The organism is Curtobacterium flaccumfaciens (assembly GCF_018598405.1).
Taxonomy (GTDB): domain Bacteria; phylum Actinomycetota; class Actinomycetes; order Actinomycetales; family Microbacteriaceae; genus Curtobacterium; species Curtobacterium aurantiacum.
Genome location: NZ_JAHEWS010000013.1, coordinates 38,284 through 59,690 on the forward strand (window position 1 = coordinate 38,284; position 21,407 = coordinate 59,690).

A 21,407-nucleotide genomic window follows, 5' to 3' on the forward strand; every position below is an offset into this window, starting at 1 on the left:
ACCGCCGACGCGGCCGCGCCGGCGGTCGTGCCTCAGCGGACCCGGAGCCCCCGGGAGATCAGGTCGGCGGCGACTCGGGCGTCCGCCGCCCACCCGGGGCGGTCGATCCCGGCCCCGATGCCGTGGAGCAGCATGAGCACGGTCCCGGGGGCGACGTCGGCCCGGATCGTGCCGTCAGCGGTCGCGCGCGCCATCAGCTCGGCGAGCGTGCGCTCCAGTTCGCCCCCGCCCTCGGCCTGCGTGGTGGCGTCGACGACGGCGGCCAGGGTGCGCGCGAGTGCCGCGTGGTCGACCACGTACTCGACGAACCCGCGCAGGAAGTCGTCGAGGCCCTCACCCGCGGGGCGTGTCGAGTCACGAGCGCGCCGGCAGAGCGCCTCGACCTCGCCCCGGTAGACCGCTGCCGCCAGGGCTTCACGCGTCGGGAAGTGTCGGTACAGGGTGCCGACGCCGACTCCCGCGCGTCCGGCGAAGTCGTCGAACCGGAGCTGTTCGTCGCGCTCGAACGCCGTCCGCGCCGCGGCGACGATCGCGTCGCGGTTCCGGCGGGCGTCGGCGCGCAACGGCTTCTCGGCAGGCAGCGGCTTCTCGACCGGCACGGGAACTCCTTGACAAGTGGAAACGATCTCCATATCTTCCAAGTGGAGATCGTCTCCAGAATAGCGGACAGGTGGCTGATGCGGATCCTCATGCTCGGACGGGGCGTCGTCGCGACGATCTACGGCCAGGCCCTCCAGCAGTCCGGGCACCACGTCGACCACCTGGTGCGGCCCGGCCGCGCTGCCGAGTACGGCGACACCGTGCAGACCGATGTCATCGACGGCCGCCGCGGTCCCCTGGGGCGGCGGACCCGATCGACGTCGACCACGCGACTGCTCGAGTCGATCGGGACGGACGACGCGTACGACCTCGTCGTCCTCAGCGTGGGCCACCACCGGTTGCAGGAGGCCGTGGCCACCCTCGCACCGCGCATCGGCGACGCCACCGTGCTGGTCCTCGGCAACGTGTGGGACGAGCCCCTCGCCGCGGTCGCCCCGCTCACCGCGGACCGGGTGCTGTTCGGGTTCCCGGGTGCCGGCGGCGGGTTCGACGCCGACGGGGTCCTGCACGGTGCCGTCCTCCGGTCGATCCGGCTCGGGACGACCGGCGCGGCTCCGGACCGGCGGGAGCTGGTGCGGTCGGTGTTCCAGCGGGCGGGATTCACCGTGCAGGACGAGGACGACATCCGTGGCTGGCTGTGGCTGCACTTCGTGCTCGACGCCGGCATGTTCTCCGCGGCGCTGCGCAGCGGCGGCATGGCGACGATGATCGGGGATCGGCACGCGCTCCGCGACGCGTTCCTGACCGGCCGGGAGCTCCTCCCGGTCCTCGAGGCGCGGGGCGTCGACCTCTCCCGACACCGCTCCTCGACGCTGCCCGTCCGACGGCCGGTGACGACGGCGACCCTCGTCGCCGCGGCCACGGCACTGGTGCCGATCGCCCGCGCGAGCCTCGCGGCACACGACGATCCCGCCGCCGCCGAACCCCTGGCGGTCCTCGAGGACGTCCGCCGCACCGCCGGTGCGTTGGGCATCCCGACCCCGCGCCTCGACCGGACCGCGCGACGCGTCTGACGGCGACTGCGGGCCGTGGACGTGGCCGGGCACGGACTGGAGGCCCGTCACCAGCTGGCACCGTGCCTCCAGTCCGTCACGGCGAGCGTTCCGGACCCGCCCGTTACGCTGTCCCCGTGTCAGAGCCGCGCCGCAGTCCGGGGAACCAAGCTTCACTGCGTGAAGCCAACCGGGGCCGGGTCGTCAGCGCGGTGAAGCGTCACGGCGGGCTGACGCAGGTCGAGCTCGCCGGCGTCACCGGCCTCTCCCCCGCCACCGTCTCGAACATCGTCAAGGAACTCGTCGCGACCGGTGCCCTGCACGCGACGCCGAGCACCTCGAGCGGCCGACGGGCGCTCCGCGTGACCCTGCCCCACGGCCTCGGGCTCGTCGCCGGGGTGCACGTCTCCCCGCGGCACCTGCGGCTGGCACTGTCGGACCTCAACGGCACCGTCCTGGCCGAGCGGCACATGCCCCTGGCGCGGGACCACCGGGCGGACGCCGAGCTCGACAAGACCGCGCTGCTCGTGCTGGACATGGTGGAGTCCATCGAGTCGTCGATGGACGAGGTCCTCTCCGTCGGCCTCGCCGTCGCCGCCCCGATCGACGCCCGGACCGGGATGACGGCGCGCGGCGGGATCCTGCGCGGCTGGGACGGCATCCCGCTCGGCCGGTCCCTCGCCCGCCGGATGGACAAGCCCGTGCAGGTCGACAACTCCGCCAACCTCGCCGCCCTGGCCGAACACCGCAGCGGGGCGGCCCGTGGCCGCGACACCGTCGTGACGCTCGACGTCGGGAACGGCGTCGGCGCCGGACTCGTGCTCGGCGGACACCTGTTCCGCGGGCACCACGGCATCGCCGGCGAGTTCGGGCACACCCCCGTGCTGCCGAACGGGCCCCTGTGCCGGTGCGGCAACCGCGGCTGCCTCGAAGCGGTCGCCGGAGCGCCCGCCGTGCTCGAGGGCGTCCGCGACGAGGTCGGCACCCTGAAGCTCGCGGACCTGATCCTCCGGGCGATGGGCGGCGACCAGGTGTGCATGCGGGCGGTCGCCGACGCGGGGCGGGCGATCGGCTCCGCGGCGGTGGGGCTCTGCAACGTCCTCGACCCCGAACGGGTCGTGGTCACGGGCGAGTTCGCGCGTGCCGGGGAGCTCCTGCTCGGTCCGATGCGGCACGCCCTCGAGTCGTCGTTGATCGTCGACGTGGACGGCACGCCGGACGTGGTGCAGGGGCAGCTCGGTGAGAAGGCCGCGGTGACCGGCGCGCTGGCGCTGGCGATCGAAGCCGTGGACGTGACGCGCGCACGCTAGGCGAAGCCGACTCGGGCCGTGCCGGCCGGGCCGCTCCGCGCCGTGCCCGCCGAGCCGCCCCGCGCCCGCCGGATAACGTTTTCGTCACGGCCCGCGGTCCTTGTGTTCAACTCTTGCAGCCAAGAACGCTCGCTGTCACACTCAGGGCACCGCCGATGGGGGCGGTCCACTGTTGGAGGACGTTTCAATGAAGAAATCCACCACACGAGCCATGCTGGGCGTCAGCGCCCTGCTGCTCGCGATCACCACCCTGGCGGGCTGTTCCAACGGCGCGGACGCCGGGACCGGTTCCGGCGGAGGCGGCGGAGACGCGTCGAAGGCCAAGATCGGCCTGCTCCTGCCCGACTCCGTCACCGCCCGCTACGCCAGCGCCGACCGTCCGCTCTTCACCGCCGAAGTGAAGCGCCAGTGCAGCGGCTGCTCGGTCATCTACGCGAACGCCGACGGCGACGCGTCGAAGCAGCTGCAGCAGGCCCAGTCGATGCTCACGCAGGGCGTCAAGGTGCTGGTCCTCGACCCGTTCGACGGCGAGGCAGCAGCGTCCATCGTCCAGCAGGCGAAGGCCAAGAAGGTGCCGGTCATCTCCTACGACCGGCTCATCAACAGCCCCGACCTGAGCTACTACATCTCGTTCGACAACGAGAAGGTCGGTGAGCTCCAGGGCCAGGCCCTCGTCGACGCCCTCAAGGCGAAGAAGGTCCCGGAGGGCTCGGGCATCATCATGGTGAACGGCTCGCCGACCGACAACAACGCGTCGCAGTTCAAGAAGGGCGCGCACTCGGTCATCGACGACAGCGGGTACGAGGTGCTCGCCGAGTACGACACCCCCGGATGGGACCCCGCCAAGGCGCAGGACTGGGCAGCCGGCCAGATCAGCAAGCTCGGCAAGGACAAGATCGCCGGCGTCTACGCGGCGAACGACGACACCGGCGGCGGCGTCATCGCGGCCCTGAAGTCCGCCGGCGTCACCGAGCTCCCGCCCGTCACCGGGCAGGACGCCTCGCTCGCGGGCATCCAGCGGATCCTCGCCGGTGAGCAGTACATGACCGTCTACAAGGCCTTCAAGCCCGAGGCGTCGAAGGCCGCCGACCTCGCGATCCAGTTCGCGAAGGGCGAGACCCCGAAGGGCGACACGACCGTCGACACCGCCGGGGGCGCCAGCGTCCAGTCGACCCTGCTCGACCCGGTCGCCGTCACCACGGACAACGTCCAGTCGACGGTGGTCAAGGACGGCCTGTACGAGGTGTCGAAGATCTGCACCGCGCAGTACAAGTCGGCCTGCGACAGCGCCGGCATCAAGTAGGTCCGACCCCCCTCTGCCCGCCCGGTCCGACTGCGGACCGGGCGGGCCTCACCGATCGAGGACGACACCCGTGAGCACGACACCCGTGAGCAACGCGTCACCAGCAGCACACCCCTCCGCCGAACCGGTGATGTCCCTGCGCGGGATCACCAAGCGGTTCGGCGCCGTCCAGGCCCTCAGCGACATCGACTTCGACGTCTACCCGGGTGAGGTGGTCGCCATCGTCGGCGACAACGGCGCCGGCAAGTCGACGTTCGTCAAGATCCTCGCCGGGGTCTACACGCCGGACGGGGGCACGATCACCTTCGGCGGCGACGAGGTCACCGTCCCGAACCCCGCCGCGGCCCAGACCCTCGGCATCGCCACGGTGTTCCAGGACCTCGCCCTCGCCGACAACCTCGACGTGGTCTCGAACCTGTTCCTCGGGCGCGAGATCGCCCACCCGTTCCTCGACGAAGAGGAGATGGAGCGCCGATCGTGGGAGCTCCTCCAGCAGCTCGCCGCGCGGATCCCGTCGGTGCGGATCCCGATCGCGTCGCTGTCCGGTGGGCAGCGGCAGACCGTGGCCATCGCCCGCTCGCTGATCGGCGACCCGCAGGTGGTCGTCCTCGACGAGCCGACCGCCGCACTCGGTGTCGCGCAGACCGCCGAGGTCCTCAACCTCGTCGAACGCCTGCGCGAGCGCGGTCTCGGCGTCGTCCTCATCAGCCACAACCTCGCGGACGTCCAGGCCGTCGCCGACCGGGTCGCGGTCCTGCGGCTCGGTCGCAACAACGGCACGTTCCGCATCGACGACGTCTCCTACGAGGAGATCATCGCGGCCATCACCGGCGCCACCGACAACGCGGTCACCCGTCGCGCCGCCGCCCGCACCGAGCAGGAGACCTCCGCATGAGCAAGACCGACGAGACCCTCACCGCAGCGACCCCGACACCCTCAGCCGCGGACCTGCAGGACGAGCGGCTCCTGCGTGACCAGGGGATCGGTGGCGCGGCGAAGGCGTTCGTCCGACGGGTCCGCGGCGGTGACATCGGCTCGCTGCCCGTGGTCGTCGGGCTGGTCGTCATCTGGGCGGTGTTCCAGGCGCTCTCCCCCGACTTCCTGTCCCCGGGCAACCTCGTCAACCTCGCCCTGCAGTGCGCCGCGGTCGGCACCATCGCGATCGGCATCGTGCTCGTGCTGCTGCTCGGCGAGATCGACCTGTCCGTCGGCAGCGTCAGTGGGCTCTCCGCCGCGATCCTCGGCCAGGGGCTCACCACGCTCGGCTGGCCGCTGTGGCTCGTGATCACCGTCGCCCTCGCCGTCGGGGCCGCCGCCGGTCTGCTCTACGGTCTGCTGTTCACCCGCTTCGGGGTGCCGAGCTTCGTCATCACGCTCGCCGGACTGCTCGGGTTCCTCGGGCTGCAGCTGCTCATCCTCGGGCCGAACGGCTCGATCAACCTGCCGTACGACTCGCCGATCGTGCAGTTCGCCTCGGCCTCGTACCTGCCGCCGTGGCTGGCGTACCTGCTCGCCGTCCTGGCCGCCGGCGGGCTGTTCTTCACCGAGATGCGCCGCGCCGCTCGCCGTCGCCGCGCCGGTCTGTCCACCGGTGCGGTGTCCCTGACCATCGTGAAGTCCGTCGCGCTGTTCCTCGGCCTCGCTCTGATGGTCTGGTACCTGTCGCGCGACTTCGGGACGGGCACCTCGTTCGTGTTCTTCATCGTGCTCGTCGTGCTGATGAACTTCGTGTTGAAGCGCACCCGCTGGGGCCGCTCGGTCTTCGCCGTCGGTGGCAACGTCGAGGCCGCACGGCGCTCCGGCATCCGGGTGAACCGCATCTACATCTCGGTGTTCATGCTCACCTCGCTCTTCGCCACGGTCGGCGGGATCCTCGCGGCCGCCCGCCTCAACTCGGCGAGCCTCTCGTCCGGCGCCGGTGACACGAACCTCAACGCGATCGCCGCAGCCGTCATCGGCGGGACCAGCCTGTTCGGTGGCCGCGGCAGCGCCTGGTCGGCGCTGCTCGGCATCATCGTGATCCAGTCGATCTCGAACGGGCTCACCCTGCTGAGCCTCGACTCGTCGATCCGCTACATGATCACGGGCGCGGTCCTGCTGCTGGCCGTCATCATCGACTCGCTCTCGCGGCGCAGCCGCGCCAGTCACGGCGCGGCCTGAGCGGGGCCCTGGAGCCCGCAACGCGGACGGACGGGAGGTGGGCCCCACCAGCCGGTACCGGCGCACCGCGCCAGCGGGGCGACGGCCGTGCCTGGAGGGACGGTGCCAGCTGGCACCGTGCCTCCCGTCCGTCTCGGCGAGCGCCTCAGGTTCGGAAGACGCCGTCGTGTTCCCTCGACGACGCCCCGTGCGCGAGACGCCGCCGAAAACGGAGGCGTCTCGGCGAATGGGCGGCGTCTCGGCGCGCGCTACTTGCTCTTCGAACCAGAGGTCCCCGGCAGGCTCAGGATGTTGTCGGTGCCCTGCGGCACGACGATCAGCGAGCCATTGTCGCCGGCGCTCTTGAGGGCCTCGATCTCCCGCTGCTTGAGGGCGGCGTCGGAGAGCGGGTGCTCGTTGAGGACCTCGTTGGCGTCGGCCTGACCCTGCGCCTCGGCGACCTGCTGCTGCGCCTGCACCTTCTTCGCATCCAGGAGCGCGCGCTCCTTCGTGACCTGGATCTGCGCCTGCTGCGCCGTGGCGTAGGCGTCGATGACCGACTTCGGCGGGGTGATCTCCTGCAGGGCGAAGTTGTCGACGTGCACGCCCGAGCCCTTCCAGCGCGTCTCGAGTGCCTGGATCATCGCCTTCTCGACCGTGCCCCGCTTGGTGATCAGCTCGATGGTCGTGAAGTCGTTCGGGACCTGCCGGACGACGCTGCGCACCGAGTTGCCGATGAACTGCGTCTTGAAGTTCTCCTCGGTCTTGTACGACCGGTAGATGTCGGTGACCGACTTCGCGTCGATGCTGTACTGCAGGTTGAGGCTGACGTTCGAGGAGACGCCGTCCTGGTCCTGCACCGTGACGAACGGGCCGGAGCGCACGTTGCCGTTGTTGTCCGAGTCGGAGCCGTTCACCGCGTTGATGTAGGTGACCGTCTGGTTCCGGATGTTGAACGTGTGCAGCGTGGCCCACGGCGCCTTGAAGTGGAACCCGGAGTCCGTGGTCTGCCCGACGATGTTGCCGGAGATGTCCACCTGGACCTTCGACTCACCGGTGTCCTGGGCGTACAGGGTGCTGCCGAGCGTGAGCCCGACGAACAGGACTCCGGCCGCGGCTGCGGTCCACGTGGCGATGCGGTTCGGACGACGGGTGGGGACTGCGGGGCGTGCCTCTCGGCCCGGCGTGGCGGGCCGCCCGGGAGTGGTGTAGGTCCGTGTCCGGAAGAAGAGCGCGACAAGCGCGATGACGAGGAAGACGATGGCGGCGACAAACATGACGATCACTCCTGGATGCTTGTCGGTCGAGTCTGCCGTACCCGGAGGGGTGCGGGTGACGCGGGGGTGCGGGGTGGCGGGCGTGTCCCCCTGTCGCCTGGTGCGAGGTTGTACGCCTGGTGTGACCCTGCCGCCTCGCACCAGGCGTACAACCTCGCACCGAGCGGACGCGCGTCGACGCCGAGCCGCTTGCCCGGCCGCGGGTGTCAGACGTTAGTACTCGGCACGACGCGTCGCCTCGGCGAGGTCGCTCGCGTTCACCACCCCGGCACCTCGACCCGCACCGAACTGATCCGACCGGCGCGCGTCGTCGCCGTCACGGCCGGGTCGTAGCTGTCGGCGGTCGCCAGGTAGAGGGTGCGACCGTCCTCGCCACCGAGCGCACAGTCGATCGCGCACTCCCCGGGGGCGTCGATGCGGTCCGTCACCTCGCCGCCCTCGACGACCCGCAGGAACTCCCCCGTGTCGACCGAGCAGACCCAGATCGCGCCGTCACGGTCGACGGTGCTGCCGTCCGGGGTCACGCCGCCGGGCAGGGCAGCCCACTCGCGCCGACCCGTCAGCGACCCATCGTCCTCGATGTCGAACGCGGTGAGCCGGCCACCCCACGTCTCGCTGACCACCAGGGTCCGGGTGCCGGGCAGGATGTTGGCGCTGTTCGGGAAGACCAGACCCTCGGCCGCGAGGCGGACCGAGCCGTCGGGGTCGATCGCGTAGAGCGGACCGGGGCGCAGCCCCTCGCCTGCGTACAGGTCGTAGCCGAAGGCCCCGATGTAGGTCCGGCCGGTCTGGGCGTCGACCACCAGGTCGTTCACGAGCGACGACTCGATGGTGGACAGGTCGGCGAACACCGAGGTGCTGCCGTCCGGCTCGACGGCGACGACGGTGCGGGACTCCATCGAGCTGATGATCAACCGCCCGTCGGCGAGCCACCCGAGCCCCGACGACTGTCCCGCGACCGTGGCTTCGAGCCGGGGGCCGTCGGTCGAGGAAGGGTCGACCGAGAAGACCTCACCGGTGTGCATGTCCGAGTACCAGAGCCGACCGCCATGCCAGCGGTTCCCCTCCGGGAACCGGATGCCGGAGATGACGATGTCGGTCGCGGAAGCCAGGGTGATGTGCACGGATCCACCCTGCCATCCACCCGATGGTCTGGCACGATCGACCCATGCCCCTCGACGGAACTCCCCTGCAACGTCTCGGCTTCCTGACGATCGGGTCGTTCGACCCCGCCCGACCGTCGGAGGGCCACGAGGACACCCTGCGGGTGATCGAGCGCGCCGAGGCCCTGGGCTTCGACAGCGCCTGGCTCCGCCACCGACACCTGCAGCACGGCATCTCCTCCCCCGTCGCGGTGCTCGCCGCCGCCTCGCAGCGCACCTCGCGCATCGACCTCGGCACCGCGGTCACCCCGATCGGCGCGGAGAACCCGTTCCGTCTCGCGGAGGACCTCAGCACGGTCGATGTCCTGCTCGGCGGCCGCCTGAACCCCGGCTTCTCGGTCGGCACCCCGATGAACTTCGACCTCTACCGCGACGCGATCTACCCCGGCACCCTGGAGCACGAGGACTTCGGCAACGACCGGCTCCTGCGCTTCCGCGACCTGGTGCGCGGTGACCCGGTGACGGCGACAGAGACCGTCGAACGCCGCGGCATCGAGGAGTTCGCGAGCACCGTCCAGCCGCACAGCGCCGGCCTGGCCGACCGGATCTGGTACGGCACCGGCAGCACGAAGTCGGCCGTCTGGGCGGGTGAGAACGGCTTCCACCTGCTCACCTCGAGCGTCACCCGCAGCGAGGTCGGCACGGACTTCGCCACGAACCAGCGCGCCCAGATCGACGCCTACCTCGCCGTCCACCCCGACCCCGCTGCTGCCCGCGTCTCGCAGGGCCTGGTCGTCATCCCGACCGACACCGCGACGAGCGAGCAAGAGGCCCGCTACCGCGCCTACGTCGACAGCCGCTCGGGTCGCGTCGGCGTGCCGATGGGGCCCGCCGGGATGCTCTTCGCCGCCGACCTGGTGGGCACGTCGGCCGAGATCGCGGACCGGCTGCGTGCCGACGTCGGCTACCAGGCGGTCACCGAGGTCGCCTTCGCACTCCCGTTCTCGTTCGAGCCCGACGACTACGCGCAGATCATCACGGACATCGCCGAACGGCTGGGTCCGGAACTCGGCTGGACGCCGCAGGGCGCGGCCTGAGAACGGCGCCAGACCGACGGACGGGAGGCACGGGGCCAGCTGGCACCGTGCCTCCCGTCCGCCGTCGACGCGCGCCCAGGGCGCGTGCCCAGGGCGCGCGCTCAGTCCTGCTGGTCCGCCTCCACCGCATCCCGCAGCCGGTCGAGCACGTCCGGCACCGCCGAGCGCACCCGGCTCCAACTCGGGATGAACGGCTTGTCGTTCGGCCGCGCCGTGAAGGCACCGCCGGCGTCGAGGATCGCCTTGGTGAAGAGCTCCACCGCGGCCTCTTCAGCGTGCTGGTCGAACGCGAGCCCGCTCATCTCGGCCTCGTGCCGGTAGACCTCGACGATGTCGAGCGCGTTCCGGTAGTAGGTCGCCTTGAGCACCCGGAACGAGTCGGACGTGAGCGGGACCCCCATCGTCGCGAGCTTCCGGAGCAGCGACTGCACGATGTCGTTGCCCATCCGGGCGAGGCCACCGGTGCCGTCGGCCTCGGCGAGGGGCTGGTGCTTGTGGTCGTACGCGTCGGCGATCTCCACCTGGCACACCTGCCGGGTCGCGTAGTCGCGGTAGACCTCGGACAGCATGCCGATCTCGAGCCCCCAGTCGCCGGGGATCTTCAGGCCGTTGAGCACGTGCGCGCGCATCGCGAACTCGCCGGACAGCGGGTACCGGAAGCTGCTGAGGTACTCCAGGTACTCGGACTCCCCGTAGACCTGGCGGAGCGACCGGAGCAGCGGGCCGACGAGCAGCCGTGCGGCGCGACCGTTGATCCGGCCGTCGGCCACCCGGGCGTAGTAGCCCTTCGAGAACTCGTAGTCGAACGCGGGGTTGGCGACCGGGTAGAACAGCCGGGCGAGCATGCCGCGGTCGTACGTGGTGATGTCGCAGTCGTGCAGGGCGATGCAGTCCGCCCGCTCCGACGCCAGGGCGTAGCCCGTGCAGTACCAGACGTTCCGGCCCTTGCCAGGCTCCCCCGGTGCCAGTCCCGCGCGCTCCAGCTCGGCGTCGAGCTCGCGCAGCCGCGGCCCGTCGTTCCACAGGATCCGGTGCCGCTGCGGCAGCCGCGAGAAGAACTCGCGGGCGTGCTCGAACTGGGAACGGTCGGCCCGGTCGAGCCCGATCACGATCTCGCTGAGCCAGTCGGCCTCGGCCAGCTCGTCGACGATCCGCGACAGCGCCGGGCGCTCGAGCTCGGAGTACAGCGCCGGCAGGATCAGGCTCATCGGCCGCTTCTCGGCGAAGCCCCGCAGGTCCTCCTCGAGGCTCGCGGTGCTGCGGCGACCGAGGTCGTGGAACGTCGTGATGACGCCGTTCTGGTGGAAGTCGCTCATCGGTGGCTCCTGACGGACGGGGTGGTGAAGTGGGCGATGCCCTCGGTCCAGCCCTCCGGGCCGGAGGCGGTGGTGCGGTGCACGCGTTCGGGGCGGTCGTCGGCCAGCGGCCCAGGTGCCGGACCGTGTCCGCGGACGACGACCGCGACGTCGACGGCGTCGAGCAGCGCGGTGTCGTTCGGGCCGTCACCGAGGCCGATGGTGCGCGGGACCGTTCCCGTCCGACGCTCGTGGTCGGCGATGAGCATCCGGACCGCCGCGCCCTTGTCACGACCCGCCGGCAGCACGTGCCAGAACCGTCCGCCCCGCACCAGGTCGAGCCCGACCGCGGCGAGCGCCGCGCGGAACGCGTCCGCCCGGTCGTCGTCCCCGGCGTGCCAGAGCAGCACTTCCGACGCCTCGCGTGCCCGGGCCGCGCCCGCAGCTGCGACGTCGAGCCCGGTCCAGTCGGCGACGGTCTCGTCGGTCGCGCCCGAGAACGTCGAGAAGCCCAGGTCGAGTGTGGTGCGGATGCGGCCGAGCGCCGCGTGCAGCCGGCCGAGGTCACCGTCGGACGGCCCCGCGAGCGCACGACTGCCGGGAGCGACCACGACCGCGCCGTTCTCCGCGACGAACGCGTGCCCGTCGAGCCCGGTGCGGGCCTGCAGCGCCGTGACCTCGGCCCGCGTCTTGCTGCTGCAGAACACGACGGGGACGTCGTCTGCCCGCAGCCGTTCGAGCATCGGCCGGGCCGCGTCGAACGAGTAGTCGTGGTGGTCGAGGAACGTCCCGTCGAGGTCCGTGACGATCATCAGGTCGGGTGTTGGCATCGTGCTCCGCTGGCGGCTGGCTGGGCTGCGGGCGACGACGCCCCGGACCACCCTGCCACGCGCATGCGTCGGTTGGGTGAACAAGCCTGCGTCGGTCGCGCGAGGTGACCAGCGGACGGACTGGAGGCACGGCGCCAGCTGGCACCGTGCCTCCAGTCCGTCACGGCGCGGGGACCGCCGCGCGGTCACCAGGGCAGGGCGCCCTCGCGATCCGTGACGGTGCCGGTCGGTGTGTCGGCGCCGAGGGTCGCGACCCTGACGGCCGCGTCCGCGCCCTCCTCGACGGTGTGCCCGAGGTGACCGGTGAACTCGGTCGCGGTCTGGCCGGGGTCCACCGCGTTGAAGCGGACGTCCGGCGTCGTCTTCGCGTACTGCATCGTCAGCATCGTGACCGCGGTCTTCGACGACCCGTAGGCCGCGAGCGGGTACTGCGACTCGACGCGTTCGGGGTCGTGGATCATCGTGAACGACCCGAGGCCGCTCGTCACGTTGATGACCGAGGGCGCAGCGGACCGCCGGAGGACCGGCAGGAACGTGTTCGTCACACGGACGACGCCGAAGACGTTCGTCTCGTAGACGGCGCGCAGCTGGTCGACGGTCATGTCCTCGGGTGCGGTGACGTCCCCGAGGATGCCGGCGTTGTTGATGAGCACGTCGAGGTGCCCCGCCTGGTCACCGATCGTGGCGGCGGCCGCGGCGACGGAGGCATCGTCCGTGACGTCGAGCTGCACGAACGAGGCGCCGAGCTCGTCGGCGGCTCGCCGTCCGCGATCGGTGTCGCGGGCGCCGATCCACACGGTGTGCCCGGCCGCGATCAGCCGCCGGGCGGTCTCGCGGCCGATGCCCTTGTTGCCGCCGGTGATGAGGGTGTTCGTCATGGTTCTCCTCCGGAGTTCGGTCGGTCTCAGCGGGCGGGACGGAAGGGACGCAGGAGTGTGATGCCGTCTTCGATCGACCCGTCGATCAGCTCGAGCATCTGCGGCACGAGCTCCTGCATGCGCGGTGCCCCGAGGTGCGCGTCGAGGTGTTCCCGGCTCTCCCATCGTTCGTAGATGACGAACGCACCGGGCTCACCGTCGACCTCGTGTGCCTCGTAGTCGATGTTCCCGGCGTCGTTGCGTGACGGTGTGACGGCAGCGGTGATGAACGTCTTGAGGTCGGCTTCCCGGCCGGGCTTGGCCTTCGTCTCCCAGATGACGGTGACGTACCCGTTCGCTGTAGCGGTCATTTCGTGGTCCTCTCGTGGTGGTGAGGTGACCAGCGTGCGACGCTGCGGGATCTCCAGCCACGGAAGGACAGTCCTACCCACCGGCGGGTCCACTCGCGGAGAATGGTCGGGTGTCCACAGACCAGGTCGAAGCCCTCGGCGATCTCCTCCGATCGTGGCGAGGCCGGCTGACCCCCGAGGACGTCGGGATGGAGTCGTACGGTCGGCGCAGGACGGCGGGACTCCGCCGTGAGGAACTCGCGCAGCTCGCCGGTGTCAGCGCCGACTACGTGATGCGGCTGGAGCAGGGCCGCTCCCGCACCCCCTCGGCCCAGGTCGTCCAGGCACTCGCCCGTGCGCTCCAGCTCGACCGCGCCGAGACGGACCTGTTCCACCGCGCGGCCGGTCTGGCGTCTCCCCGGGCTGGTGTGGTGTCCCGTCACATCCCGCCCGGAGTGCAGCGCATGCTGGTCCGGATGGGTGACCTGCCGCTGGCCGTGTTCGCCGCCGACTGGACCCTGTTGCACTCCACGCCGCTCTGGCAGGCGTTGTTCGACGCGCCGTCGGTGCGCAAGGACCCCGAACAGAACCTGATCGTGCAGACCTTCCTCGACGATCGGATCGCCGAGATCGCGACGGCGCACGGTGGACCGGAGCCGTTCGAGCGGGCGCTCGTCGCCGACCTCCGGCGCACGGCGGGGAACCTCGGAGCGGACGCCGGGTTCCGGGCGTTCATCGGTCGACTCCGCAACGAGAGCGAACGCTTCGCCGCGTACTGGGACGAAGGACGAGCCGCGGCCCACCAGTCGCTCGTGAAGACGGTCCACAACCCGATCGTCGGGGACGTGGTCCTGGACTGCGACGTCGTCACCGTGCCCGACTCCGACATCAAGCTCGTCGTCTACTCCACGCCCGAGAGCGGCCCCGACGCCGACAAGCTCGACTTCCTGCGGGTGCGAGCTGTCCGGACAGCGGACGTCCGCGAGGGATGACGGACCGCGTCACGGAGTCGACGGCGCGCTCACGGGCTCTGAGCCGGACGTGAGCCGAGACGGACGGGAGGCACGGTGCCAGCTGGCACCGTGCCTCCAGTCCGTCGTCGTCACCCGTCGAGTGCCGCAGCCCGGCCCCGGGACGGCTCACCAGGGGACGGTGCCGCCGTGGAGATCGAGGAAACGGAGACCCGGCTGGCCGGCGTGCTGCACCAGGGTGTCGACGACCGCCGGTGCGCTCTCGTCGACGGTGAGCGTCGCCCCCGCTCCCCCGAGCTCCGTCTGCACCCAGCCCGGGTCCATGAGGAACAGCGAGACCGCGTCGCCCGCCCGGCGCGCGGCGTAGCTCCGCATCAGCTGGTTCAGCGCCGCCTTGCTCGCCCGGTACACCTCGTGGCCACCGTGCTCGTTCATCGAGATACTGCCCTGGGTCGACGACATCGCGCCGACGGAGCCGCCGTCACGGACGAGCGGTGCGAACGCCTCGACAACGCGCATCGGACTCAGCGCGTTGGTGACCATCACGTCGACGAAGACCTCGGTCGGCACCTCGGCGATCGGCAGGTCCTCGTCGGCGATCGCGGCGTTGACGAACACGAGATCCAGCGTGCGGTGCTGCAGCCGGTCACGGACTGCAAGGACCTGCTCGGGGACAGTGATGTCCATCACCTCGATCTCGAGGGCATCGCCAGCATCCGGAGCCGGGTCGTGCAGCGGCGTGTGCCAGTTCCCCCGGACCGTGCCGATCACGTTCCAGCCGCGGTCGAGCAAGCTCCTGGCGATCCCGAGACCGAGGGTGCGTGAAGCCCCGACGATCAGTGCTGTCTGCTTCTCCATCGGAGCAACCTCTTCCAGTCGCGCTCAGTCAACTGCCCCTCCGGTCGTCACACAACCTCAGAGCCAGTGCTTCCGCTTGAACACCGCCCACAGCACGACCGCCAGCAGGACCATCGCGACGATCGCCGCCGGGTACCCCCACGCCCACCGCAGCTCGGGCATGTGCTCGAAGTTCATGCCGTAGATCGACGCGACCAAGGTCGGGGCGAACAGGATCGCCGCCCATGACGAGATCTTCTTCACCTCTTCGCCCTGCTCCATCGACGCACGTGCCAGCCGTCGGCTCTCCTCCCCCTGCGCCAGGCTCGCGCTGGTCATCCGGCGCATCGCGTCGTTCTGCTCCTGCGTGACCAGGGTCGAGTGCAGCGTGAGCGCGTTCTCGAGCAGTGTCCGGAACGTGTCGACCCGCTCGGTGACGCGGATCGCGTGGTCGAGCACGTTCCGCAGCTGGTTCTGCACCTCGGTGTCCGTGCCGTACTTCTGCGCGCCCCGCAGCAGGGCGTTGAGCATCTCGGGCAGCGGGCCGATCGCGCGCTGGAACCCGATGACCTCGCTCAGCAGCTGGTAGATCCGCCGTGACGACGACGGGTCGACGTCCCCGTCGAACAGGTCGTCCTCGATGTCGTCGATGTCGTCCTGCAGCCCGGCGACAACGGGGGCGTAGCTGTCGATGACCTCGTCGAGCACCGCGCAGAGCACCGCCTCGGATCCGCGCCCCAGGGCTTCCGGATCGGCTTCGAGTCGTTTCCGCACGTCCGCCAGGTTCGGCTGCTCAGCATGACGGACGGTGACGACGAAGTCGCGCCCGGTGAACAGGTGCACCTCACCGAACTCGACCGTCTCCTCGTCCTCGTCGTACCAGGCGGGTCGCAGCACCACGAACAGGGTGTCGCCGTAGCGCTCGAGCTTCGCCCGCTGGTGCCCCTTGTGCGCGTCCTCGACGGCGAGCGGGTGCAGCCCGAACTCGTCGGCGACGGACGCCAGCTCGGTGGCGGTCGGACGGAACAGCCCGATCCACGCCATCGCGCCCCTCCCCGCGGCGTCGAGCGCTTCGTAGGTGCGCCCGAGGTCCGCCGGGGAGTCCGTCCGGGTTCCGTTGACGTAGATGCCGTTGTCGATGAGGGCCACCGGTGTCCTCCTGGTTCCGTGGTGCGTGCGGCCCGCGGGTGGGCCGGGGTGATCGTAGCCGCGGTGCACGCGGGCAACCTGCCGATCATGCCGGAGGGCCGACGGAGCGAGCGCTCCCCTCACGCCACGCTGACGCTGCCGGCCCGCATCCTCACGGTTCGCTGACGCTGCCGGCCCGCATCCTCACGGTTCGCTGACGGTCATCGGTGCGCTCCGCGCACCCGCCCTGTACAGTCGGGATCGCGTCGGGGAACAGGCGCAAGGGGGATCACCGTGGGGGAAATCCAGTACGACGACGCTGCAGCCGATCTGCTGGCGCAGGCGGCGTCCGGCGCTGCCGAGACGCTGCGCGGTCAGAGCGCCGCACGACGCACCGGCGTCGAGAACGCGCTCGACGACTTCGACGGTGCGTACGCGAAGCGTTTCGAGGAATCGGCGCAGATCGAAGCGGACGACCGTCCGAAGCTCGCCTCCGTGCTCGACGAGCTGAGCACGCAGGTCGACGCGACGACGACCGCCGCCGCGAACGAACGGCAGCGGCAGGCCGACCTCGCCGCGTGGCAGGTCCGGCAGGACGAACGGGACCGGGAGTCGGCCGAGGACCCGATCAGCGTCCTCCGGCTGCCCGGCATGCAGAGCTTCGACCTCAAGCCGTCCGAGATCCCGATCGCTCCGCCGAGCATCTCCGCGTCGTTCTCGGCGCGGACCCGGACGCGGACCGGCGGCGGGACGTCGGGCGGCACGAGCTCGGCCGATCCGGGGCACCTCCAGTCCTTCGCGAGCGGTTCCCGTGCACTCGACCGAGCAGCGTCCACGAAACAGACCACGCTGCGGAACGCATGGACCGGCTTCACGGCGAGCTGCGGGTGGGCGAAGATCGACGGTTCGACGTTCCTGCACGGATTCGAACGCCTGCTCGAGGAGAACGACGCGGACGCCGCCTGGGCCGACCGCATCGCCGACGCCTTCGAGCAGGCCGGAGGCCACGGGTCGATCTCGAACGCGACCCTCGACGTCTCCGCTGCCGCCGAGCTGCCGCCGGCGTTCCAGCAGATGCTGGACCCGGACCTCTCCGCGGCCGAGGTCGCGGCACTCTGGGCCGGACTCGGCTACTCGGCGGCGGACGCGAACGACCTCAGGGCGCTGCCGTTGCCGGTCCTGAGCGTCCTCGGCAACCTGGAGGGTGTGGACTACTGGGCGCGGGACACCGCCAACCGGGTCGTGCTCGATGCCCGCATCCGGGCAGCGGAGCAAGAGGTGGAAGACCTCCGGTCCACGGTCGCGTACGACAACGGGACGTCGTGGATGCTTGCGTCGGAGAACCTCGAGGCGCTGCGGGCGATCGACACCGCGAGCCAGTTCGAGCAGGGCAGCAAGGCCGGGGAACGGTTCATCGTCTCGTTGACGGACGACGTCCCGCCCCTGGCGGCGGTGTCGGTCGGCGACCTCGACACCGCAGACAACGTCACGTGGGCCGTGCCGGGGATGGGCTCCGACACGACCGGCATGGTCGGGTGGACCGACTCCGCCCAGCACCTCTACGACCAGCAGGCGGACACCGGGCCCGAAGACCGCGCCGTGATCTCGTGGATGGGCTACAAGACCCCGCCGCAGCCGGTCGTCTCCGGCAAGCTCGACTTCGGGGTCCTCGGCAGCGACTACGCCGAGACCGGCGGTGACCAGCTCGCCGCGTCCATCCGGGGGTTGGACGCGGTCCGCCAGGACGACGGGCCCACCACGAACGTCGTCGCCCACTCCTACGGCTCGACCACGTCGGCGTACGCCCTCACTCAGAGCGGTGTGCAGGTCGACTCGTTCACCACCATCGGGTCCGCCGGCCTCCCGAACTCCATCGAGGACGCCGACGACCTCAACGCCGACCACGTGTACGCCGGACAGGCGCGGGACGTCTGGGCGATCGACCCCGAGAAGGGCGACCAGTGGGCGTGGACCGGACGACTGAGCCCCGTGCACAGCCAGGACCCGACCGATCCGGACTTCGGGGCCACCGCGTTCGGCGCGGACGGCTCGGGCGCGCTCAACCCGGTCGAGGACCACGGCACGCACACGGAGGACGAACGGGGCTACCTCGACCCCAACACCGAGTCCCTCACCAACATCGGTTTCGCCACGACCGGGCACCCCGAGCTCATGACGGAAGCCCAGCCGAAGGGGCCGACCCAGTTCCAGGAGTCGCTCCTGGAGAATCCGCAGTGGACACTGTGACCGTGAACGAACGATTCCGCGGCCTCGCCCGCACCAGCACCGGCGTCGCCCTCGTCCTGACAGCGGCGCTGACCATGACCGGCTGTAGCAACACCCCCGGAGGCAAGACCGTGGATCCGTCCGACGCCAAGAAGTCGATCGTCGATGTCGTCAAGGAGTCGACCGACGCGGTCGGCGGCGACTGGACCGTCTACCGCGGCCCCGCTGCCGAGGTCTGCACGCGGTCGGGCGGCCAGGAAGGCGCCCGCTTCGTGTACATCCTGGAGCGGAGCGGCACGGACGGGGGCGGCGATCCGGCAGCCGACATCCGCACCGTCGAGGAACTCTGGAAGGCCAAGGGGATCACGACGGAACGGTTCGAGAGCGGCGGCGCGGACCCGCTCACCGGGATCCGCGGCGTCGACGGCCCCGTCACCTCGATCGGCTTCAACGCCTACCCGCAGCGCTACAGCATCACCGGGGTCTCGAAGTGCTCCGACGGCGACGTGCAGGAGCTGCGCTCCGCGGAGTGAGCGCGCCCGTGCGCGGGTCGACGGGCCCGGTCCAGGACCACTGACGGACGGGAGGCACGGTGCCAGCTGGCACCGTGCCTCCAGTCCGCCAGTGGCGCGCGTCCAGTGCCGCGCACGCCGCGACCGCGTGCGCCGACGAACGCGAGCCCCGCGAACACCCGTCACACGAGACGGCGTGGATCGGACGGAAGGTCGACGCGCGAGGGAAGATGACGAGGTGAACCGCACCGACCGGCTCTACGGCCTCGTGGAAGAGTTGCGCGCCGTCTCCCCGCACCCGCGGAGCGCGCGTCGTCTCGCGGAACGGTTCGAGGTGTCGGTGCGGACCATCGAACGGGACATCTCCGCGTTGCAGCAGTCGGGTGTGCCCATCTGGGCGGAGCCCGGCCGGGCGGGTGGGTACGTCATCGACGCGTCCGCGACGCTCGGCCCGGCGGGCTTCACGCCGGATGAAGCCCTCGCGGTGTTGATCGGGCTCGGCTCGCTGGGGCGCAGCCCGTTCCGGCACGCCGCGCACACCGCGGCCAGGAAGACGCTCGCGGTCATGCCCGCCGGGGACGCCGCACGAGCCAGCACACTGGCGTCCCGGGTGCACTTCCTGGAGAGCGAGGAGGACACGGTCGCCCCGGCCGAGTTCGCGGCGGCCCTGCGTGCGGATCGAGTCGTGCGGCTCCGGTACCAGGATGCCGGCGGAGCCGAGTCCGTCCGCGACGTCGAACCGCTGGGGTCGATCGGGAAGGACGGCCAGTGGTACCTGATCGCCTGGTGCCGGATGCGTGACGGGGTGCGGGCGTTCCGGGGCGACCGGATGCTGTCGGTCGAGGTCACCGACGAGCGGCCCGCGCAGCGTGTCCTGCGCTCCGAGGACCTGGCGATCCAGTACGGACGACTCCGGCCGGTCCTCGACGGGTAGCTGCGTCTCGGTTTCCGGAAACACCGACAGGACGGTGTCGCGACCGCCGGAGAAGCTGGTCACTCCGAGTCAGCAGCACCACCGTGAGGAACCCCATGACGTTCACATCCGTCCGCATCATCACCGACGACCTCGAGGGAATGGTCGCCTTCTACGAGCGGGTCACCGGCCAGCAGGCCGAGCGCCCCGCACCGGTCTTCGCGCAGTTCAGCGGCCCGGGTGGGACCCTCGCGATCGCCAGCACTGCCACGGTCGCCATGCTCGGGGGCGCGCTGACGCCGGCGACGGACCGTTCCGTGCTCATCGAGTTCGAGGTCGCCGACGTCGACGGCGACTTCGCCGGACTGCAGCTCAGCAGCGACGACGTCGTCCTGGAGCCGACCACGATGCCGTGGGGCAACCGCTCCGCACTGGTCCGTGACCCGGACGGCAACGTCGTCAACCTGTTCAGCAAACCCGCCGCCAGCTAGTCGGGTGTGTTCAGGCGGCGGCGGCGTTCGCCGACGAGCGGCACTCCTCCGGCGGCCGCCCCGCGACGGACTCCGCAGCGATGTCGCGGAGTCGTGCGAGGCGATCGTGGGTAGCGGTGAGGGCCTCGATCTGGCGTCGGATGCGATCGCCCTCTTCGTCGAAGTGGTCGAGCATCGTCCGCGTGGCGACCCCGGTGTCGAGGAAGGGCAGGAGTTCGATGATCCGGCGGCTCGGCATGCCCGCCGCGTAGAGCATCTGCATGAAGCGCACCCGCGCGACATCGGGCTCGCGGTACTCCCGGTGTCCGCCGCTGGTCCGCTCCGACTCCAGGAGCCCCTGTTCCTCGTAGTACCGCAGCGACCGGACGCTGACGCCGGCCCGTTCTGCGAGTTCGCCGATCCGCATCGTTCTGTCCCTCGGTCTTGATCCTCACGTTGACGTCAGGTTCTACCGTAGCGGCATGAACCTCTCTGGAGCCACTGCCCTCGTCACCGGCACGAACCGCGGTATCGGACGCCACCTCGCCGCACAGCTGATCGCACGCGGGGCGAAGGTGTACGCGACCGCCCGACGCCCCGAACTGATCGACCTCGAGGGCGTCGAGCATCTCGCCCTCGACATCACCTCCCCCGCGTCCGTCGCAGCGGCCGCCGCGGTCGCGACCGACGTGGATCTCCTGATCAACAACGCCGGGATCGCGACCACGGCGACCCTGCTGGGCGACCTGGACGCAGCGCACGCCGACATGGACACGAACGTCTGGGGCACCCTGTCCGTGATCCGCGCGTTCGCGCCGGTCCTGGCGGCGAACGGCGGTGGGAGCATCGTGAACATCGCCTCAGGCGCCTCCTGGCTCGCCATGCCCGGAGCCTCCGCCTACGCGGTGTCGAAGGCCGCCCTGTGGAACATGGGCAACGCCTTGCGGCACGAGCTGGCCGGCCAAGGGACCACGGTGATGTCCGTGCACCTCGGAGTGGCCGACACCGACATGACCGCGGGGATCTCGATGGCCAAGACCGACCCGGCGGACGTGGCGCGCGCGACCCTGGACGGGGTCGAGCGCGACGACTACGAGGTGGTCGTCGACGAGCAGGCCGCGTTGATCAAGCAGATGCTCGCCGGCGACCCCAGGGAGCTGTACGCGGTGGTGGCGCAGATGCTCGCGTCGTAGGAGC

The 21,407-nt window shown here is 70.9% G+C and carries 22 protein-coding genes; 12 read left to right on the forward strand and 10 right to left on the reverse strand.

Translation table 11 applies throughout. From position 1 onward, the window contains the following. Positions 1–32: 32 nt before the first annotated feature. Positions 33–599 (reverse strand): TetR/AcrR family transcriptional regulator, encoded by a 567-nt coding sequence (locus KK097_RS10010; protein ID WP_214530065.1) that lies wholly within the window; start codon positions 597–599, stop codon positions 33–35. A 78-nt stretch (positions 600–677) separates the two neighbouring features. Between KK097_RS10010 and KK097_RS10015 the strand changes: the two genes are divergently transcribed. The 5 genes from KK097_RS10015 (at position 678) to KK097_RS10035 (ending at position 6,365) form a co-directional block, all read left to right on the forward strand. Continuing rightward, on the forward strand, positions 678–1,613 hold the full coding sequence (locus KK097_RS10015; protein WP_214544595.1) for a ketopantoate reductase family protein: 936 nt from the start codon (positions 678–680) through the stop codon (positions 1,611–1,613). 116 nt (positions 1,614–1,729) lie between these two features. Further along, positions 1,730–2,902, forward strand: coding sequence for an ROK family transcriptional regulator (locus tag KK097_RS10020; protein ID WP_214530067.1), 1,173 nt, complete (start codon positions 1,730–1,732; stop codon positions 2,900–2,902). Between the two features lie 187 nt (positions 2,903–3,089). Beyond that, entirely contained in the window at positions 3,090–4,205 is a 1,116-nt protein-coding gene (locus KK097_RS10025) for a sugar ABC transporter substrate-binding protein (protein WP_214544597.1), read from the forward strand. A 130-nt stretch (positions 4,206–4,335) separates the two neighbouring features. Further along, positions 4,336–5,100 (forward strand): ATP-binding cassette domain-containing protein, encoded by a 765-nt coding sequence (locus KK097_RS10030; protein WP_111038920.1) that lies wholly within the window; start codon positions 4,336–4,338, stop codon positions 5,098–5,100. Continuing rightward, the gene (locus KK097_RS10035) at positions 5,097–6,365 is read left to right on the forward strand and encodes a sugar ABC transporter permease (protein ID WP_214530069.1); all 1,269 of its coding nucleotides are present in this window, start codon (positions 5,097–5,099) and stop codon (positions 6,363–6,365) included. Before KK097_RS10030 ends, KK097_RS10035 begins: the two co-directional genes overlap by 4 nt. A gap of 248 nt (positions 6,366–6,613) precedes the next feature. Here the strand turns inward: KK097_RS10035 and KK097_RS10040 are convergent, their stop codons facing one another. Both KK097_RS10040 and KK097_RS10045 read right to left on the reverse strand, forming a co-directional pair. Further along, positions 6,614–7,621 carry an SPFH domain-containing protein gene (locus KK097_RS10040; RefSeq protein WP_250893128.1) on the reverse strand — a complete coding sequence of 336 codons (1,008 nt, stop codon included), beginning with the start codon at positions 7,619–7,621 and terminating at the stop codon, positions 6,614–6,616. 257 nt (positions 7,622–7,878) lie between these two features. Continuing rightward, complete coding sequence (locus KK097_RS10045) at positions 7,879–8,745, reverse strand: SMP-30/gluconolactonase/LRE family protein (protein WP_214544599.1); 867 nt, start codon at positions 8,743–8,745, stop codon at positions 7,879–7,881. A gap of 44 nt (positions 8,746–8,789) precedes the next feature. Here KK097_RS10045 and KK097_RS10050 point away from each other — a divergent pair, with 44 nt between their 5' ends. Further along, positions 8,790–9,821, forward strand: coding sequence for an LLM class flavin-dependent oxidoreductase (locus KK097_RS10050; protein WP_214544600.1), 1,032 nt, complete (start codon positions 8,790–8,792; stop codon positions 9,819–9,821). A 101-nt stretch (positions 9,822–9,922) separates the two neighbouring features. On the opposite strand, the gene KK097_RS10055 is transcribed toward KK097_RS10050, so the two are convergent. From KK097_RS10055 to KK097_RS10070, 4 genes are all read right to left on the reverse strand, one after another. Next, positions 9,923–11,137, reverse strand: coding sequence for a glycosyltransferase family protein (locus KK097_RS10055; RefSeq protein WP_214530073.1), 1,215 nt, complete (start codon positions 11,135–11,137; stop codon positions 9,923–9,925). Beyond that, positions 11,134–11,946, reverse strand: coding sequence for an HAD-IIB family hydrolase (locus tag KK097_RS10060; RefSeq protein WP_214544601.1), 813 nt, complete (start codon positions 11,944–11,946; stop codon positions 11,134–11,136). Before KK097_RS10060 ends, KK097_RS10055 begins: the two co-directional genes overlap by 4 nt. A gap of 185 nt (positions 11,947–12,131) precedes the next feature. Beyond that, positions 12,132–12,824, reverse strand: coding sequence for an SDR family NAD(P)-dependent oxidoreductase (locus KK097_RS10065; RefSeq protein ID WP_214544602.1), 693 nt, complete (start codon positions 12,822–12,824; stop codon positions 12,132–12,134). Between the two features lie 26 nt (positions 12,825–12,850). Continuing rightward, positions 12,851–13,174 carry a putative quinol monooxygenase gene (locus KK097_RS10070; RefSeq protein ID WP_214544603.1) on the reverse strand — a complete coding sequence of 108 codons (324 nt, stop codon included), beginning with the start codon at positions 13,172–13,174 and terminating at the stop codon, positions 12,851–12,853. 110 nt (positions 13,175–13,284) lie between these two features. Between KK097_RS10070 and KK097_RS10075 the strand changes: the two genes are divergently transcribed. Further along, entirely contained in the window at positions 13,285–14,145 is an 861-nt protein-coding gene (locus tag KK097_RS10075; protein WP_214544604.1) for a helix-turn-helix transcriptional regulator, read from the forward strand. A 147-nt stretch (positions 14,146–14,292) separates the two neighbouring features. Here KK097_RS10075 and KK097_RS10080 read toward each other — a convergent pair whose 3' ends face one another. Both KK097_RS10080 and KK097_RS10085 read right to left on the reverse strand, forming a co-directional pair. Continuing rightward, entirely contained in the window at positions 14,293–14,982 is a 690-nt protein-coding gene (locus KK097_RS10080; protein WP_214544605.1) for an SDR family oxidoreductase, read from the reverse strand. Between the two features lie 57 nt (positions 14,983–15,039). Continuing rightward, the gene (locus KK097_RS10085; RefSeq protein ID WP_214544607.1) at positions 15,040–16,110 is read right to left on the reverse strand and encodes a magnesium and cobalt transport protein CorA; all 1,071 of its coding nucleotides are present in this window, start codon (positions 16,108–16,110) and stop codon (positions 15,040–15,042) included. 273 nt (positions 16,111–16,383) lie between these two features. Here KK097_RS10085 and KK097_RS18680 point away from each other — a divergent pair, with 273 nt between their 5' ends. The 4 genes from KK097_RS18680 to KK097_RS10105 all read left to right on the forward strand — a co-directional run bounded on the left by KK097_RS18680 (position 16,384) and on the right by KK097_RS10105 (position 20,231). After that, entirely contained in the window at positions 16,384–18,336 is a 1,953-nt protein-coding gene (locus KK097_RS18680; RefSeq protein ID WP_214544609.1) for an alpha/beta hydrolase, read from the forward strand. Positions 18,337–18,338: 2 nt separating this feature from the next. Then, positions 18,339–18,848, forward strand: coding sequence for a hypothetical protein (locus KK097_RS10095; protein ID WP_214544610.1), 510 nt, complete (start codon positions 18,339–18,341; stop codon positions 18,846–18,848). A 217-nt stretch (positions 18,849–19,065) separates the two neighbouring features. After that, a complete protein-coding gene (locus tag KK097_RS10100) occupies positions 19,066–19,761 on the forward strand; it encodes a helix-turn-helix transcriptional regulator (protein WP_214544611.1) in 696 nt (231 codons plus the stop codon). Positions 19,762–19,856: 95 nt separating this feature from the next. Further along, the gene (locus tag KK097_RS10105; protein ID WP_214544612.1) at positions 19,857–20,231 is read left to right on the forward strand and encodes a VOC family protein; all 375 of its coding nucleotides are present in this window, start codon (positions 19,857–19,859) and stop codon (positions 20,229–20,231) included. A gap of 10 nt (positions 20,232–20,241) precedes the next feature. On the opposite strand, the gene KK097_RS10110 is transcribed toward KK097_RS10105, so the two are convergent. Continuing rightward, positions 20,242–20,637, reverse strand: a complete 396-nt coding sequence (locus KK097_RS10110; protein ID WP_214530086.1) for a MerR family transcriptional regulator — start codon at positions 20,635–20,637, stop codon at positions 20,242–20,244. Between the two features lie 55 nt (positions 20,638–20,692). Between KK097_RS10110 and KK097_RS10115 the strand changes: the two genes are divergently transcribed. Beyond that, positions 20,693–21,403 (forward strand): SDR family oxidoreductase, encoded by a 711-nt coding sequence (locus KK097_RS10115; protein WP_214544613.1) that lies wholly within the window; start codon positions 20,693–20,695, stop codon positions 21,401–21,403. Positions 21,404–21,407: the final 4 nt, after the last annotated feature.